Annotated in this window: 13 protein-coding genes; 2 read left to right on the forward strand and 11 right to left on the reverse strand. The window is 65.4% G+C overall.

Translation table 11 applies throughout. The annotated features are described in order from the left end of the window. Position 1: 1 nt before the first annotated feature. The 5 genes from rpoD to THSYN_RS20985 all read right to left on the reverse strand — a co-directional run bounded on the left by rpoD (position 2) and on the right by THSYN_RS20985 (position 5,959). On the reverse strand, positions 2–1,876 hold the full coding sequence (gene rpoD, locus THSYN_RS20965; RefSeq protein ID WP_100920839.1) for an RNA polymerase sigma factor RpoD: 1,875 nt from the start codon (positions 1,874–1,876) through the stop codon (positions 2–4). Between the two features lie 152 nt (positions 1,877–2,028). Continuing rightward, a complete protein-coding gene (dnaG, locus tag THSYN_RS20970) occupies positions 2,029–3,771 on the reverse strand; it encodes a DNA primase (RefSeq protein ID WP_100920840.1) in 1,743 nt (580 codons plus the stop codon). Positions 3,772–3,826: 55 nt separating this feature from the next. After that, positions 3,827–4,270 carry a GatB/YqeY domain-containing protein gene (locus THSYN_RS20975; RefSeq protein WP_100922526.1) on the reverse strand — a complete coding sequence of 148 codons (444 nt, stop codon included), beginning with the start codon at positions 4,268–4,270 and terminating at the stop codon, positions 3,827–3,829. A 175-nt stretch (positions 4,271–4,445) separates the two neighbouring features. After that, a complete protein-coding gene (gene rpsU, locus THSYN_RS20980; RefSeq protein ID WP_100920841.1) occupies positions 4,446–4,661 on the reverse strand; it encodes a 30S ribosomal protein S21 in 216 nt (71 codons plus the stop codon). Positions 4,662–4,789: 128 nt separating this feature from the next. Continuing rightward, entirely contained in the window at positions 4,790–5,959 is a 1,170-nt protein-coding gene (locus THSYN_RS20985) for an ATP-binding protein (protein ID WP_100920842.1), read from the reverse strand. Between the two features lie 381 nt (positions 5,960–6,340). On the opposite strand from THSYN_RS20985, the gene tsaD reads away from it, so the two are divergent. Then, positions 6,341–7,375 (forward strand): tRNA (adenosine(37)-N6)-threonylcarbamoyltransferase complex transferase subunit TsaD, encoded by a 1,035-nt coding sequence (gene tsaD / locus THSYN_RS20990; RefSeq protein ID WP_100920843.1) that lies wholly within the window; start codon positions 6,341–6,343, stop codon positions 7,373–7,375. A 73-nt stretch (positions 7,376–7,448) separates the two neighbouring features. Here the strand turns inward: tsaD and THSYN_RS20995 are convergent, their stop codons facing one another. Then, positions 7,449–8,519, reverse strand: coding sequence for an alpha/beta fold hydrolase (locus THSYN_RS20995; RefSeq protein WP_100920844.1), 1,071 nt, complete (start codon positions 8,517–8,519; stop codon positions 7,449–7,451). A 66-nt stretch (positions 8,520–8,585) separates the two neighbouring features. After that, positions 8,586–9,218 (reverse strand): glycerol-3-phosphate 1-O-acyltransferase PlsY, encoded by a 633-nt coding sequence (plsY, locus tag THSYN_RS21000; protein ID WP_100920845.1) that lies wholly within the window; start codon positions 9,216–9,218, stop codon positions 8,586–8,588. A 314-nt stretch (positions 9,219–9,532) separates the two neighbouring features. Between plsY and THSYN_RS35450 the strand changes: the two genes are divergently transcribed. Then, a complete protein-coding gene (locus THSYN_RS35450) occupies positions 9,533–9,757 on the forward strand; it encodes a tunnelling fold family protein (protein ID WP_216644600.1) in 225 nt (74 codons plus the stop codon). Between the two features lie 21 nt (positions 9,758–9,778). Here the strand turns inward: THSYN_RS35450 and THSYN_RS21010 are convergent, their stop codons facing one another. The 4 genes from THSYN_RS21010 to THSYN_RS21025 form a co-directional block, all read right to left on the reverse strand. Then, positions 9,779–10,363: a phospholipase D-like domain-containing protein gene (locus THSYN_RS21010; protein WP_100920846.1), complete on the reverse strand. Its 585-nt coding sequence runs from the start codon at positions 10,361–10,363 to the stop codon at positions 9,779–9,781. After that, positions 10,326–11,210 (reverse strand): hypothetical protein, encoded by an 885-nt coding sequence (locus THSYN_RS21015; RefSeq protein WP_157817827.1) that lies wholly within the window; start codon positions 11,208–11,210, stop codon positions 10,326–10,328. The genes THSYN_RS21010 and THSYN_RS21015 overlap by 38 nt, the downstream gene beginning before the upstream one ends. 65 nt (positions 11,211–11,275) lie before the next feature. Further along, a complete protein-coding gene (locus THSYN_RS21020) occupies positions 11,276–12,991 on the reverse strand; it encodes a hypothetical protein (RefSeq protein ID WP_100918684.1) in 1,716 nt (571 codons plus the stop codon). A 202-nt stretch (positions 12,992–13,193) separates the two neighbouring features. Further along, entirely contained in the window at positions 13,194–14,858 is a 1,665-nt protein-coding gene (locus tag THSYN_RS21025) for a helicase-related protein (protein WP_100920848.1), read from the reverse strand. Between the last annotated feature and the right edge of the window lie 22 nt (positions 14,859–14,880).

Below are 14,880 nucleotides of genomic sequence, written 5' to 3' on the forward strand. Positions count from 1 at the left end.
TTCAATCGGTATCCAAGAAGCTCTTGAGCTTTTCCGACCGCGTCGGGTGGCGCAGCTTGCGCAGGGCCTTGGCTTCGATCTGGCGGATGCGCTCGCGCGTCACGTCGAATTGCTTGCCGACCTCCTCGAGCGTGTGGTCGGTGTTCATGTCGATGCCGAAGCGCATGCGCAGGACCTTGGCCTCGCGGGAGGTGAGGCTCGCCAGCATGTTCTGGGTCGCCTCGCGCAGCCCTTCCATGGTGGCGGATTCGACCGGGGAGATGACGCCGGAGTCTTCGATGAAGTCCCCCAGGTGGGAGTCCTCGTCGTCGCCGATCGGGGTCTCCATGGAAATCGGCTCCTTGGCGATCTTGAGCACCTTGCGGACCTTGTCCTCGGGCATCTCCATGCGCGTGGCGAGTTCCTCCGGGGTCGCCTCGCGGCCCATCTCCTGGATCATCTGCCGGGAGATGCGGTTGAGCTTATTGATGGTCTCGATCATGTGCACCGGAATGCGGATGGTGCGCGCCTGGTCCGCGATGGAGCGGGTGATGGCCTGGCGAATCCACCAGGTGGCATAGGTCGAGAACTTGTAGCCGCGGCGGTATTCGAATTTGTCGACCGCCTTCATCAGACCGATGTTGCCCTCCTGGATCAGGTCGAGGAACTGGAGGCCGCGGTTGGTGTACTTCTTGGCGATGGAGATGACGAGGCGCAGGTTGGCCTCGACCATCTCTTTCTTGGCACGGCGGGCCTTGGCCTCGCCGATGGACATCTTGCGGTTGACTTCCTTGATCTCACCGATGGTGAGGTAGTTCTCGCGTTCGACCTCTTGCAGCTTGCGCTGGGCGCGGCGGATGTCATGGGCGCAGTCGCCCAGGCGCGCGGCATAGCGCTGGCCGCCGGCGAGTTGCTGGTCGAGCCAGGCCGGGTTGGTCTCGTTGTCCGGGAAGCTCTCGATGAACTGCTTGCGGGTCATCCCGGACTGCTCGACACAGAGCCCCATGACGACCTTTTCCTGGCTGCGGATGCGCTCGATGGTGGCGCGCAGGATCTGCGCCAGTTCCAGGAACACGGCGGCGACCAGCTTGAACTGGAGGAAGACCTCGGAGACCTCGGCCATGGCGGCGCGGGAGCGGGGGTCGTCGCGCCCGTACTGCTCCAGGTGGGTGGTGAGCACGGCAAAGCGCTCACGCAGCAGCCGCACGCGGCGCGCCACCTCTTCGGGGTCGGGCCCGGTGTCGACCACGGCGACCTCATCTTCCTCCGCCGCGACCGCGGCCTCCTCGACTTCGGCCTCGGTGTCGCCCTCCGCGACCGGCTCCTGGGCCTCGACGACCGGGGCGGCGGCGGCCGCCGCGGCGGGCGGCGGCGCCAGGTCCGCGTCGGGGTCGTGGAACCCGGAGATGACGTCGGCCAGGCGGGTCTCCTCGCGCTCGACCCGCTCGAAGATCTCGATCAGCTTCTGCACCGACTTGGGGTAGACGGAGAGTGAGGACAGGACCTGATTCAGACCCTCTTCGATGCGCTTGGCGATCTTGAGCTCACCCTCGCGCGTGAGCAGTTCCACCGTGCCCATCTCGCGCATGTACATGCGCACCGGGTCGGTGGTGCGACCGAACTCGCTGTCGACACTCGCGATGGCGGCGGCGGCGGCCTCGGCCGCATCGTCGTCCGACACCGCATTGTCGCTTAGCGTCTGGTCGATCATGTCGGGGGCGGTCTCGTGAACCGCGATCCCCATGTCATTGATCATCCGAACGATGTCTTCGATCTGTTCGGGCTCGACGATGCCGGGCGGCAGGTGGTCGTTGACCTCGGAATAGGTCAGGAAACCCTGCTCTTTGCCCTTGGCGATGAGCTGCTTCAGCTGGGACTGTTGCTGTTCTTGATCCATGGGTAACCTTGCCATTCTCGGGTGAACTTATCAGGCGAACATGGCCGGCCGGACATGCTCAGCGAGACGTTTTTAGGCCGTGCGGTGAACTGATCATTGTAGCACGAAAATCCAACTTTTGGTAGGTCGATCGAGCCTTTCAACCCCCACCATCAACGTCGGCGCGTCCGCGCCTGTTCGGCCTCGCGGTCCATCTGCTCGCGCACCTCGTCACTCCAGTCCGCGGTGCTGCGCCGATTGAGCGGACGCAGGCGCTCTGAGTCCCGCACGTCCTTGCCCAGGCCCTGCAGGGCGCCGGTCAGCTCGGCCGCCAGTCCCTCGACCGGAATGTCGTCCAGAAAGGGCGCCACACTCAGCCGCTGGAGATAGTCGAAATGCGGGTGGTCGCGCCAGCGCTCGATCAGCGTCGCCTTGTTGATGGCCGGATAGGCACTGACGGCGTCCACCAGTTGGGCCAGGATCTCCACCCCGGGACCCTCGCAGCGGCGCCAGTCATCCTCTTGGGCCAGCGCCACGGGCGCCAGCTCAGGGTGATCGAGCAACAGTGCAATCGCCAGGGCGACGCGGGTCGGACGGGCGGGACGCGCGAGCAGGCGGTCCCCACCGCGGCGGGCCCCGGCCCGGGCGGCGCGTCTGGGCTCGATCCCCGCCAGGGCCGCCAGACGCCCTTCCAACATATCCCGGTAGATGCCGTCTGGTACCTTCGAGATCAATGGCTTTGCCAGGGTCACGAGACGGGCGCGACCGTCCCGGCTGACCATGTCGACCTGACCGGACAGATGGTCGAAAAAGACCTCGGAGAGCGGCGTCGCGGACCCCAGACGCCGCTCGAAGGCCGCCTGGCCCTCGGCGCGAACCAGGGTGTCCGGGTCCTCCCCCTCCGGCAGGAAGAGGAAGCGCAACGACTGGTTGCCGGTAGCCAACGGCAGGATCGTCTCCAGGGCCTTCCAGGCGGCCCCGCGCCCGGCATTGTCCCCATCGAAGCAAAACACCAGTTCCGGGGCCGACCGCAACAATACCTGTAGATGCTCCAAGGTGGTGGCGGTCCCCAGGGTCGCAACCGCGTAGTCGATGCCGAATTGGGCCAGCGCGATGACGTCCAGATACCCTTCCACCACCAGCAACCGCGTAAGCTTGCGCCGCGCCTGCTGTACCTCATAGAGACCGTAGAGTTCGCGGCCCTTGTGGAAGACCGGCGTCTCCGGTGAGTTCAGATACTTCGGCTTGCCGTCCCCGAGCACCCGGCCGCCGAAGCCGATCACGCGCCCCCGGCGATCGCGGATCGGGAACATGATGCGGCTGCGGAAGCGGTCGTAGCGCTTGCCGTCCTGCTCCGTAATGAGACCGGCCTGTGACAGACGCTCGCGCGCCGCCGGGTCGGCCCCGAGGCTGGCCAGCAGGAAATCCCACCCGGAGGGGGCGAAGCCGAGGCCGTAGCGGGCGGCAATCTCCCCGCTCAGGCCCCGGCCCTTCAGGTAGTCGATGGCCTGAGGCGCCTCCGGGTGCTCGCGCAGTTGGCGGCGGTAGACCTGGGCGGCCTGCTCCAGCAGGGCATAGAGCGGCGTCTGGTCCGGGCCGGTCGGCGTCGCGGTCCCCTCGGTCGGGACCTCAAGCCCGGCGCGCCTGGCCAGGTCCTCGATCGCCTCGCGGAAACCCAGACGGTCGTACTCCATGAGGAAGCCGATGGCGGTCCCATGCGCACCGCAGCCGAAGCAATGGTAGAACTGTTTTTCACGGCTGACCGTGAAGGACGGGGACTTCTCGTCGTGGAAGGGGCAGCGCGCCTGATAGTCCTTCCCGCCCTTGCGCAGTTGGATGCGGCCGGCGATCAGCTCGACGATGTCGGTGCGGGCGAGGAGGTCGTCGATAAACTGCGGGGGGATTCTGCCGGCCATGCGTTCGCGTCAGGGCAGTCGCGGGAGACCCGTGGTGGGCGTGGGGCGAACCCCGTCAGACCCCGAGACGGCGCTTCACCTGGGCACTGACGGCCCCCATGTCCGCGCGGCCCTGGACCTGGGGCTTCAAGAGCGCCATGACCTTGCCCATATCGCTCATCGCCGCGGCGCCGCTCTGCGTGACTGCCGCCTCGACCAGCGCGGCCAACTCGGCCTCGTCCAGTGCCTGCGGCAGGTAACCCTGGATGACCTCGACCTCGAAGCGCTCGACATCGACCAAGTCCTGACGACCGGCCGCACCGAACTGCTCGATAGAGTCGCGCCGCTGCTTCATCATCTTATCGAGCACGGCCAACACCTGGGTGTCGTCCAGTTCGATCCGCTCGTCCACCTCGCGTTGCTTCACCGCCGCCAGGATGAGTCGGATGACCCCGAGGCGGGTCTTCTCGCCCGCCTTCATGGCGGTCTTCATGTCGGCCTGGATTTGCGCCTTGAGCATGGTAGCGAAGCTCTGCGGTTGGAGAGAAAATTCCAGGTCACCAGCCCCGGCGGCGAGCCACGGGCGCATGACCGGCAGTTACGCCGGCGCAAGGGATGACGCTGGTGGAACGACTCCCCTGGGGTAGCCCAGGGGGCGCTGTGCGCGGGGGACCGGCGAGGCCGATCGGGCGCGCTCAGTAAGGACGTTCCCAGCGGCGCGACTCGCGCTGCAACTTCTTGTGGTGACGCTTCACGGCGGCCGCCTTCTTGCGCTTGCGCTCGGAGGTGGGCTTCTCGTAGAACTCACGACGACGGACCTCGGCGAGCACACCTGCCTTTTCGCAGGAGCGCTTGAACCGCCGCATGGCGACTTCGAATGGCTCGTTTTCTTTGACGCGGACGCTGGGCATGGGGTCCTTGTGTCTCCAGAGGATGTGTTGGGATGAAATTTAGCCTTAGGATTTTAGCCGAAGGTGACGGGTGATTGCAAAGGGAGAGAAGCTGCCGGGTGCGATCCACAGATGAACACAGGCGTGCCTCAGGACCCCGCGAGGGCGGCGCCCAGGGACCGCCAGCCGACGACGCGCACGCCGCTGCGTTCATAGGTGTCCTCGCCGCCGTGGACGAGCCAGGGCAGGCGGCCGGCGTCGCCCAGGATACGCCCGGCCTTCTGGGCGGCGCGGATGTAATCGGGGGTGACGGTGCGGCCGGACTTGATCTCGACGGGCTGCAGGGCGGCCCCCTCCTCGATCAGCAGGTCGGCCTCCAGGCCGTTGTTGTCGCGCCAGAAGTACAGGTCCGGCGGGGCCCCGGCGTTGCGCCTGTGTTTGAGCACCTCGGACACGATCAGCGTCTCGAACAGGGCGCCGCGCAGCGGGTGCAGGGCCAGGGTCGTGGGGTCGCGGATGCCGAGCAGCCAGGCGGCAAGCCCCGCGTCCAGAAAATACAACTTGGGTGTCTTGACCAGGCGCTTGCCGAAATTGCGGTGATAGGGCGGCAGCAGGTGGACCAGATAGCTCGCCTCCAGGACGCCGAGCCAGGCTCGGGCAGTGCCCGCGGAGATCCCCGCCTCCCCCGCCAGCGCACTGAGGTTGAGCAGTTGTCCGGTACGCCCGGCACAGAGCTTGAGAAACCGCTGAAAGGTGTTGAGATCCACGATGTTCACGAGCTGCCGCACATCGCGCTCCAGGTAGGTCTCGACATAGGCGGCGAGCCAGTCGCCGGGCGGGATGGCGTGGGCGTGAATCGCGGGGTAGCCGCCGGCGAGCAGCACCCGGTCGAGTTCCAGGGGCGGCAGGGGGGGCGCGGACAGTTCGGTGACGGAGAGGGCCAGCAGGTGGGCAACGCCCACGCGCCCGGCGAGCGACTGCGTGATGTGCGCGAGCAGCCCGAATTGCTGGGAGCCGGTGAGCACGAAGCGGCCCGGGACCCGCACCTCGTCGACCATGCCCTGGAGCCAGGAAAAGAGGTCCGGCCAGCGCTGGGCCTCGTCGAAGACCGCGCCCGCGGCAAACCGCGCCAGGAAACCCCGGGGGTCCTCCTGCGCAAAGGCGCGCTCGGCCGGGTCCTCCAGACTGACATAGGGCCGGTCGGCGAAGAGCGCGCGGGCGAGCGTGGTCTTGCCCGACTGGCGCGGGCCGGTCAGGGCGAGGATCGGGAAGCCGGCCGCCAGGCGGCGCAGCGTGGGTTCGATCTGGCGATAGATCATCCGGCTATTATACAAATCGACAGTCTGATTATCAATTAGTATAACAATGTCCGGCATCAGCCGACGATCGGCCGCGGGCCCGCACGCCAGGACTGCTCCATGCGGGACCGCCGCGGGCGCCCTCGTCCCTGGAAAGAGCAGTTATCCACAGATGAACACAGATCCACACAGACTATTCATTTGCTTACGCTTGGCCGGGGACTCACCGTGCCGGTGATTGTGACAATAGCGATAAGCGCATGACTATTCGTAGAAACTCTTGGTTAATCTGTGTTCATCTGTGTTCATCTGTGGATTCTGGGTTGTCCCAGGCCCCCGGCCGGCATAACATCGATACCATCCGGGGACCCTACGGTTCTCGGCAATCCGGAGCAGCAAACCATGCGCGTCCTCGGCATCGAGACCTCCTGCGACGAGACCGGCGTGGCCATCTACGACTCGGTCGGCGGGCTTCTGGCCCACGCGCTCTACAGCCAGATCGCGATCCATGCCCAGTACGGCGGCGTGGTGCCGGAACTGGCCTCGCGCGACCATGTGCGCAAGACCCTGCCGCTGATCCGGGAGGTACTGGAGAGCGCCGGACTGGCCGCGGGCGCGATCGACGGGGTGGCCTACACCGCGGGTCCGGGGCTGATCGGCGCCCTGCTGGTGGGCGCGGCCCTGGGGCGCAGCCTGGCCTGGGCCTGGGGGGTGCCGGCGATCGGGGTGCACCACATGGAGGGCCACCTGCTGGCGCCGCTCCTGGAGGACCCGGCCCCGGCCTTTCCCTTCGTCGCGCTCCTGGTCTCCGGCGGTCACACCCAACTGGTGGACGTGGCCGGGGTCGGCCAGTACCGCATCCTTGGCGAATCCCTGGACGACGCGGCCGGCGAGGCCTTCGACAAGACCGCCAAGATCCTGGGGCTGCCCTACCCCGGCGGCCCGGAACTGGCGCGCCTGGCCGAACAGGGCGACCCGCGGCGCTTCCGCTTCCCCCGCCCCATGACCGACCGCCCGGGACTGGACTTCAGCTTCAGCGGGCTCAAGACCTTTGCGCTCAATACCCTGCACAACGAGATCCCGGGCGCTGCCGACCCCGCCCAGACCCGCGCCGACATCGCCCGCGCCTTCGAGGATGCGGTGGTCGACACCCTGGTGATCAAGTGCCGCCGGGCACTGAAGGCGAGCGGGCACCGCCGCCTGATCCTGGCCGGCGGGGTCAGCGCCAACCGGCGCCTGCGCCGGGAGATGGACAGCGCCATCGCGGCCGTCGGGGGTGAGACCTACTACCCGCGCCCGGCCCTGTGTACCGACAACGGGGCCATGATCGCCTACGCCGGCTGGCAGCGGCTGCGCGCCGGCCAGCACGAACCCCTGAGCTTCGCGCCCCGGGCACGCTGGGCGATGGAGTCGTTGCCGGGGCTGGGGGAGGCGTAGACACCGAGCAGGTCGGCGCGGCGTTTCGACCACCCTACCCGCGGCGAGGTCGCGTCGGTCCGCGCAGCGGACCCTACCGCCGCCCCCGCAGGAAGGGGATCAACACTGCCGCCGTCTCCGCCGGGCGCTCCATCATGGGCAGGTGTCCGGCGCCCGGCAGGGTGATCCGGGTGCTGCCGGGCAGGCGCCGGTGCAGTGTCTTGGCGCCCGCCACGGGGTAGATCCCATCGGACTCGCCCCACAGGATCAGCACCGGGACCGACACCTTCAGCGGACGGTCCAACACCCGGTCGTACAGGTTCACGCTGTCCCAGACCTGCTGGTAGTGCCGGTTGCGCGCCACATAGTCCTTGATCAGGGCCTCGCGGACCGGCGCGGGAACCGGCGGCGGCGTGGCGAACAGCAGGCGCAGTTCCAGGTCCAACTGGTTGTCATCGATGGGAATGAAGGGATTGATCCCGTCCTGGATCGCCTGCCGGACCCCGGGCGCCCAGTCCACCACCCCCAGCGGCGGGCCGACGAAGGCCAGGCGGCGCACGCCCCGCGGGTGACGCTGCACATAGAGTGCCGCAATGGTCCCGCCCATGGAGTTGGCGGCCAGGGCGAATTCGCGCAGCCCCAGGCCGCCGATGAACCGGTGCAGCAGGTCCACCTGGTGCTCCAGGTCGTAGTCGGTAACGGGGAAGTCGGTACTCTCACCAAAGCCCGGCAGGTCGGGTGCCAGCGCGTCGAAACCGGCCGCCGCCAGGGCGCACAGCAGCGCGTGCCACTGCTGCCTCTGGGCGAAGAGCCCGTGCAGCAGCACAACCGTCGGCCCCTGACCGGCACGGCTGTAGTGGACGACCCCGCCGTCCAGCGGCAGGGAACCGGCGGCAATCTCACAGGCCGGCGGCGCGACCTGGGTATCGGCCAGGGCCGCCCCGCCCCAGAGCAGCACCCCCAAGAGCCAGACCGCCTTGATGGTCGCTCCGGCCGCCGGGAAACCGGAGGTCGAGGCTTCAGCCGGTCGACCGCGCAGTCGCGCGGCGCTGGTCCGGCTAACGCCTCGACCGCCAGTGCGCAACGCCAGGGCAGCGACCGAAACGATGAGCGAGGCCAGCCAGATGAACAGAGACAGGGCACGAACGCGGGAGGCAATCGTCATACCGTGACCTCGGTTACGGCGGCCCGGCAGGCATCCCAGGGCGCCCGCCGCACCGCGGATGAAGGTTCAGTCCTGATCCGATGGGCCCGGCTGCCCCGTCAGGCGCCCCTCGCGCCCGGTGAGCAGCTTCTCGATATTGCTGCGGTGCCGCCAGATCAGCAGGCCCGTCATCACCAACTGCATCCCGATCAGCACCGGCGGCAGGCCCATGAGCCAGACGATGAGCGGCGCCAGGGGCATGGAGATCAGGGCGGCGAGCGAGGAGAACTTCAGGACTTTCGCCACGAAGAGCCAGATCAGGGCGACCGGCAGGCCGACCGGCACCCAGAACCCGAAGACCGCGGCCCCGAGCCCGAACTGCACGCCCAGGGCGGTGGCCACCCCCTTGCCGCCCCGAAAGCCGAAGAAGACCGGGAACAGGTGCCCGATGAAGGCCGCGAGCCCGGTCATCGCCAGCACCGCGGGGCCGACCCCCAGCAAGTGCGCGACCAGCATCGGGATCAGCCCCTTCAAGCTGTCCCCGAACAGGGTGATCGCCGCCGCCTTCTTCCCGCCGATGCGCAGGACATTGGTCGCCCCCGGGTTGTTGGAACCCTGGGTGCGCGGGTCCGGCAGCCCCATCAGTCGGCAGACGATGATGGCGCTGGAGATGGAGCCCAACAGGTAGGCGGTGACGACGAGTGCGGCGGCGATAATCATGGACGCGCATTGGAACCGGGAAGCCGCACCGGGTCAAGGACCCTGAGAGCCCCCCGCGGCGTCGCCTACCGGTGGGCCTCGCTCAACGTACCGACTGGCAGCAACCGGTCCGCACCGGGGGCCTTGCGGCGACGCCCCGTAGGGTCCGCTGTGCGGACCAGCGGACCAGCGGACCAGCGACCTCGCGCTCGGCACGCCGACTGGGCCGCGACTGCGCCCGCGCCGCCGCCACTGAGCGCATCGGCGACGCCTTGGACTAAGACGCCGTCACCCCTCCCCTGCCCCAGTTCGTCGGCGCGAGCCGCTTCAAACTGGTGGAGACGCCGGCCACGGGCTGTGCCGCCTTCCCGCGCGAGGAGTTCGGCTGCCCCTGGGTGCGCCTGACGCTGAACAAGCCCGGCGCCGTCGGCGCCGCGGTAGACGAGGGGGCATCATCGAGCGGGGAGCCGCGCTGCTTAGGTCTTTTCGCTCGGGCCATCGGTGTCTCGCCACTGACCGCGGCGGCCGCGACGCCGCTCACACTTGGATCGGCGAGCTGATCGAGTAAGCATCGGGCCCCCTCAGCGGCGGCGCCGGGACCGGGCGATAACAAACGACCCCTGCACCTCCTTGAGTTTTGCCGCAGCCACAGGATCGCTGACCTCGCTCGTATAGCCGCGAGCGACCTCTGTGGTCTTGATTGTTTCGTTCGCTACGGGTCCACTTGTTGCCTGATCCCAGATCAATTGCACCTCATCGAGAAGTCCCTGTGCACTCGCAACTGGCCCGCGGAGCACGATCTCGCGGCTTTCCTCCAGACTGTAGCGGTACCAGTTGGCGCTGCCGCAATACCCAATTTCATCGTCAATGACGATCACCTTTGCATGGAGTTTGGGAAGCAGTCTTACGAGGGTGTTCGGGCGCGCCTCAAAACAGGCGCGAGCCGCGAACGCGTGCGCTGCGAAATCAGGAGTGGCACCGCTCGGCGGACGCGTTACGATATACAGTGCGGCGGTTTTCGGAAGGATGCCGAGAACGAATTCGGCGAAGAAACCGTCGACCCAAGGTCCAACGATCCAGACACTGGACTTGGCGCGCTTCAAATCGGCACGCAGAAAGCCCAGTACGTCACCCGTTCCAAGCGCGCGCCATGTGCTCGATTGCATCGACGATCTCCTTCGCAGCGATCTCAGAATCGATCCGACACTCTTCAGCGAGGTACCGCCGGAAGGACTTGGCTGATTTGCGTCCCTGAGCCTTGACCTGTTTAGCAGCAGCCTTCAATGCCGATGCGACCCGGCCGTCGGTCAGCAATGCCTCGCTCAAGCCGTTTCCGCCAGGGGTGCCGTCGACGACTCGAAGCTCTCCTGTTTGAGCATCGAGCGTAGCCTGAAGATCGCACTGCGAGCACTCGACCGCATCGCAAAAAAACCCCTGCAGGAGCGGACCCAGAATCGGCGCCAGAGTATTCCGGGCAGATGCGTCAATTACTCGGGAAACAACCCATTTCCAACCCTTTGTACGATATGAGAAATTATGGAGAAAGGGAAAATCGTCGCCGTCCTCCATAGCCTCTACAAACCGTCTGGCAATCTCTGCCAGCGATACAGTCTTCGTCTTGGCTCGCCCGCGTAGATCGATCTCCTGATAGCCGTCGAACTTCCGGATGAATGTGAAAATCCCAAACGTCAGTGTCCTGTTCGCGGGATAGTCGCAGTCGTTTGGCAGGTCCTTCGGCTCATCAAGCTTAAAACTGTCGTTCCAGCGACCGCGTGTCGCGACGGTCGGCTCCTCCTTGCTAACTTCAATATACTTTAGCCCTTTCATGTACTTACCGAGAACGATCCCGGTCGGGCTGGTCCATGTGGCCAGATCCCAGTTACCGACATATCGCTTGATGCGATAGCTGGCGCCACGATGCCCGAGGTAGACACCTTCCGGGTGGGCATCACGGAAAATCGCGATGTCCTCGATAGTCGCTACTACTGTCTTCCAGTCGTTTTCGAGACGCAAGCAGCGCTTACCCTGTGACGCACTGGCTAGGGTGTTCAATATCGGACCTATTTCACAAATTATCTTCATACAGTTTTAGTGTTTGATAACGAATCAATGAGAGCATGCCGACGCCGGGCCAGCATCGACGCACCGATATGCGCTTGCGCCCAGTGCTCGACATCAATCGTACGCACCGATTCCATCGCCTCCCGAATCAACGGAGTCGCCAGGTCGGCGATGAAGGCAGGAATCGCAAGCAGCAGCTTGCCGATCTCCTTGAGTGGCCCCCTGGCGGTGAAGCATTTGTATTTCCCGAAGACCGATTCGATGATATCGGAGGATGCCAGCCAGACATTATCAGTCGGGATCTTGGCGGCTTCCACTGCCACCTTCGCGAGCATCTGTTGGGTAAAGGCCGCCGTGCGTGGGGTGAGCGTTGACTGCGGTGGCAGCGTGGCCTGGAGTGATTCCTGGGAGCCCCGCTGGAGGCCCTTGGATTTGAGGTGCGACTGAATCAGCTTGGATTGCGCCATCATTTGCGCGTAATCCACCAGGTCATCCCGGTAGGACAGTAGCCAGGCAAAGCCGTCAAGGAAGCGGCTGTACCCAGCGTCCGCTTGCTGCCAGAACACATCGTCGAGCGTATCACTCTCGAGGTCTGAGTGTGTCTGCAGTGCCTGGCAAAAAGCCGCCCGGTCGGGATAGCGAATGCCGACGATGGCCCGCAATGGGTGCGCCCGGGCGGCGCCGAACCGCGCGCACAGGTGCTCCCATGCCGGCCACTTCAGGACGTATTGCGCGCGGATCGCGCTGAAGTCGCCGCGATCATGGTAGGCGAGGAGCCGTTGTGCCCACCGCACCTGGACATCCAGATTCATGAAACGCGCCTTGAGGCGCTGCCGAGGCGGCAGCAAGAAGGCCAGATCGGTCTGCTGCAAGGCTGACCAGGCGTTGCGACAGTGCGCCAGCAAGGACTCCCAGCGCGCGTCCCGGCCCATCTCGGCCTTGAGCAGCGTCGCGATCAGATGAGAAATATCATAAGTATAGACGCAGGCAGTGGCGTGCTCCTGAAACAAGGCGATGCCCTTGCGCAGGTCGCTGCCGTGGTCGGCAACGATCTGGACCGGGGGACCGGTGCGTTGCGCAACGCGCCTGAGCACGTTCGCGACCCACGCCCCCGTGCTGTGTGTGGTGATCTCCACGGCCAGCACCTGCATGGCGCCGTGACCCGGACTGTAACCGCTCCGAGCCAGTGCATTCACCGGAATACCCAGGATTACCAGGCACTTGGATGCCCCCAAGGCGATGGTATGATCAGCGACGTAGATCCAATCCGTGCGCCATTCCGGTTGGCGATTGAGGATCGCGAGACCGCAGCGATAGATCCAGTTCAGCACCGTGGTGTGGGCTGGCGCCGCCACCGGGAATGTCGCGCCGAACAGATTCAAGACCCGCGCCACGCCGCGACTGCCAAGCCCCGCGTGCAGATACAGCCGCATGGTCAACTGCATGACCATGACCGAATAGTGATGGCCGACCGGCGGGGACAGCGCAAGCTGTGGTGGCTCATCCACTGGTTCGTCAGCCGCCGGCGCCGCGGCCTCTTCGGCGCCCGTTCGCCCACGCTCCGCCTTTAGCGCACGCGCCTTCCACTGCGCGCGGCTGTGCTCCAGATCCCGAATCTTGACCTCCGCGGCCCGCAGGCGCTGCTGCCGCTCCAACGCTTTCGCCTTCCAGGCATCACGTGACCGCTGGAACAGGTTGGCCAGACGGCTCACTGGGCTCTTGAATGCGTTCATCACGTCGTGCGCGCTCCGGCAAGGCGGTCAGATCACCGCGCCAGTAGGCTGGCCAACCGTTCGCCGTTTGTCAAGGGCTGGGCATGAGCTAGTGTCGCACCGTCATCGTACCCACCCGAGCACAGAACCGACAGCCGGGCCTTCCCGGCAACACGCTTCTTGCATGGGCTTTTCAGCGCCTTTTTGGGTCAGATTGAACATCCTACGCACTGGCCCGGAAGCCTTTGTAATACCAAGCACCATCGTCGAGATCGACAACGTCGCCTAGGACCTCATCACAACGCTGTTTCAACTCACGGATATCTGGCGCCCACTGGAAGTAGCGTTCCAGTGCAACATTGAAGTCGTCCCACGTTGCTTGCCGCATCTTAATACGCCAACGCCACTCGTCAAACGCCGCAGACATTGCACGCAGGCGCACGACTTCAAGGTGTAATGGCAATGGCAGCGGTTTCATTTCATCGACGGCGAAGGTCGCTAGCGGCTCCTCGATCAGGCGCTCGTCACTCGGTGAATAGCCGAGACAGAGGATTGCAAGTCCGGGACGATCCGACGAGCGGCCGACACGGCCAAGCCGTTGAATCAGGTCGGACCGACGCGGAGGTAAATCGTCCATCAGCACCACGTCGAGCGTCGGGAGGTCTACTCCCAGTTCAAGTGCGCTGGTTCCAACGATGATTTTTGGATTTCCGTCTTCTTTGAACAGATCGTCTTCAACCTTGCGTCGCTCCTTCGGCGGCAAATCACCGTCATAAGCGATGACGTCCCTGCCACTGAGGGCGCGGTGGAGATCCTCGCGTAACCGATGGCCGACGAATTTGCTCTGCACGAAACACAGCGCGTTTGCCTCTTGGCCGAGATGATCGGAGTTCCCAAGCACTTCCCGCGCGGCGAGCGGCGCGGGGTCGGGCTGCATGAGGAGCACATACCTGCGCAGCAACCCGGGTTTAGCGGGCGCCATAAGCAACGCCGGCACGTCCAGCGCGCGGACGAGAGATGCCTTGGCGGCTCCCCGGTCGTCGACTTCCAGAAAGGATGAGGCCGGTTCACCGGTGAGGGATTCGGCAAACGCGGCGGCCCCAGCCAAGGTTGCCGATGCGAGAAAAAAGGCGGGATGATCGCTGCCGAGCATGTCCATCGAGAGTCGCATACGATCGATCATGGCCCGAACACTGGCCCCGGCCAGTCCGTGCCAGGAATGCGCCTCGTCCACGACAATACCGGTCAGGCACGACAGGAAATCGGCTTCTTTGTCCCGCATCAAGCTCCAATGAACCTTATCGAGCGTGCTTACCCTGATGCGCGCCTGGGTAAATGCCGGATGCTTTGCATGGGCCTCCATATAATTGCACCCGCTTGTTCCGTACCATACGGACCACGGAATGCCAACACCGCCGAGCGCGATAGTCCCGGCGAAACAGACGCCCTCCAACCCATCGTACCGCACGCGGCTCGTGGGCTCGGACATCCTTGCCAAACGATTCGCCTGGCCCCATAAGAGTGCCTGGGTCGGGAAGGTTGCGATAGCCGTGGCATCCCCGTCGCGCGACAAGATCTCAAAGACCCAGGCCCAGAATGCCAGGCTCTTCCCCGAGCCCGTCGCGGTCGTCATGACCACGTTCGGGATCGTCCCTGCCCTGAGGGCCGCGATGACCTGTGCCTGGTGTTCGTACAGGCCACTCGTGGCGACGCGCGGCTCGTAGGCTTTGAGAAATCCGCGAAGCGACTGCCCCGGCTTGGCCGTGACGAGACTCACCAATTTTGGGACCGGCGTCGTAAGGCATACCGCCTGCTCATGCAGGCGATCACCGTACTTGGCAATCATCATTTCGGCCACGTAGGCGGCGGGGGGTGACAACTTCGTCATGCGTTTCTCCCTGTGTGGCCTC

It is taken from the genome of Candidatus Thiodictyon syntrophicum, from assembly GCF_002813775.1.
GTDB lineage: Bacteria > Pseudomonadota > Gammaproteobacteria > Chromatiales > Chromatiaceae > Thiodictyon > Thiodictyon syntrophicum.

Coding starts and splice junctions, on each gene's coding strand:
- THSYN_RS20985 (WP_100920842.1), bottom strand. CDS start 5,959: ATGATCTATCGCCAGATCGAACCCACGCTGCGCCGCCTGGCGGCCGGC.
- THSYN_RS21010 (WP_100920846.1), bottom strand. CDS start 10,363: ATGCAATCGAGCACATGGCGCGCGCTTGGAACGGGTGACGTACTGGGC.
- dnaG (WP_100920840.1), bottom strand. CDS start 3,771: ATGGCCGGCAGAATCCCCCCGCAGTTTATCGACGACCTCCTCGCCCGC.
- THSYN_RS20995 (WP_100920844.1), bottom strand. CDS start 8,519: ATGACGATTGCCTCCCGCGTTCGTGCCCTGTCTCTGTTCATCTGGCTG.
- THSYN_RS21020 (WP_100918684.1), bottom strand. CDS start 12,991: ATGAACGCATTCAAGAGCCCAGTGAGCCGTCTGGCCAACCTGTTCCAG.
- THSYN_RS21025 (WP_100920848.1), bottom strand. CDS start 14,858: ATGACGAAGTTGTCACCCCCCGCCGCCTACGTGGCCGAAATGATGATT.
- rpoD (WP_100920839.1), bottom strand. CDS start 1,876: ATGGATCAAGAACAGCAACAGTCCCAGCTGAAGCAGCTCATCGCCAAG.
- tsaD (WP_100920843.1), top strand. CDS start 6,341: ATGCGCGTCCTCGGCATCGAGACCTCCTGCGACGAGACCGGCGTGGCC.
- rpsU (WP_100920841.1), bottom strand. CDS start 4,661: ATGCCCAGCGTCCGCGTCAAAGAAAACGAGCCATTCGAAGTCGCCATG.
- THSYN_RS20975 (WP_100922526.1), bottom strand. CDS start 4,270: ATGCTCAAGGCGCAAATCCAGGCCGACATGAAGACCGCCATGAAGGCG.
- plsY (WP_100920845.1), bottom strand. CDS start 9,218: ATGATTATCGCCGCCGCACTCGTCGTCACCGCCTACCTGTTGGGCTCC.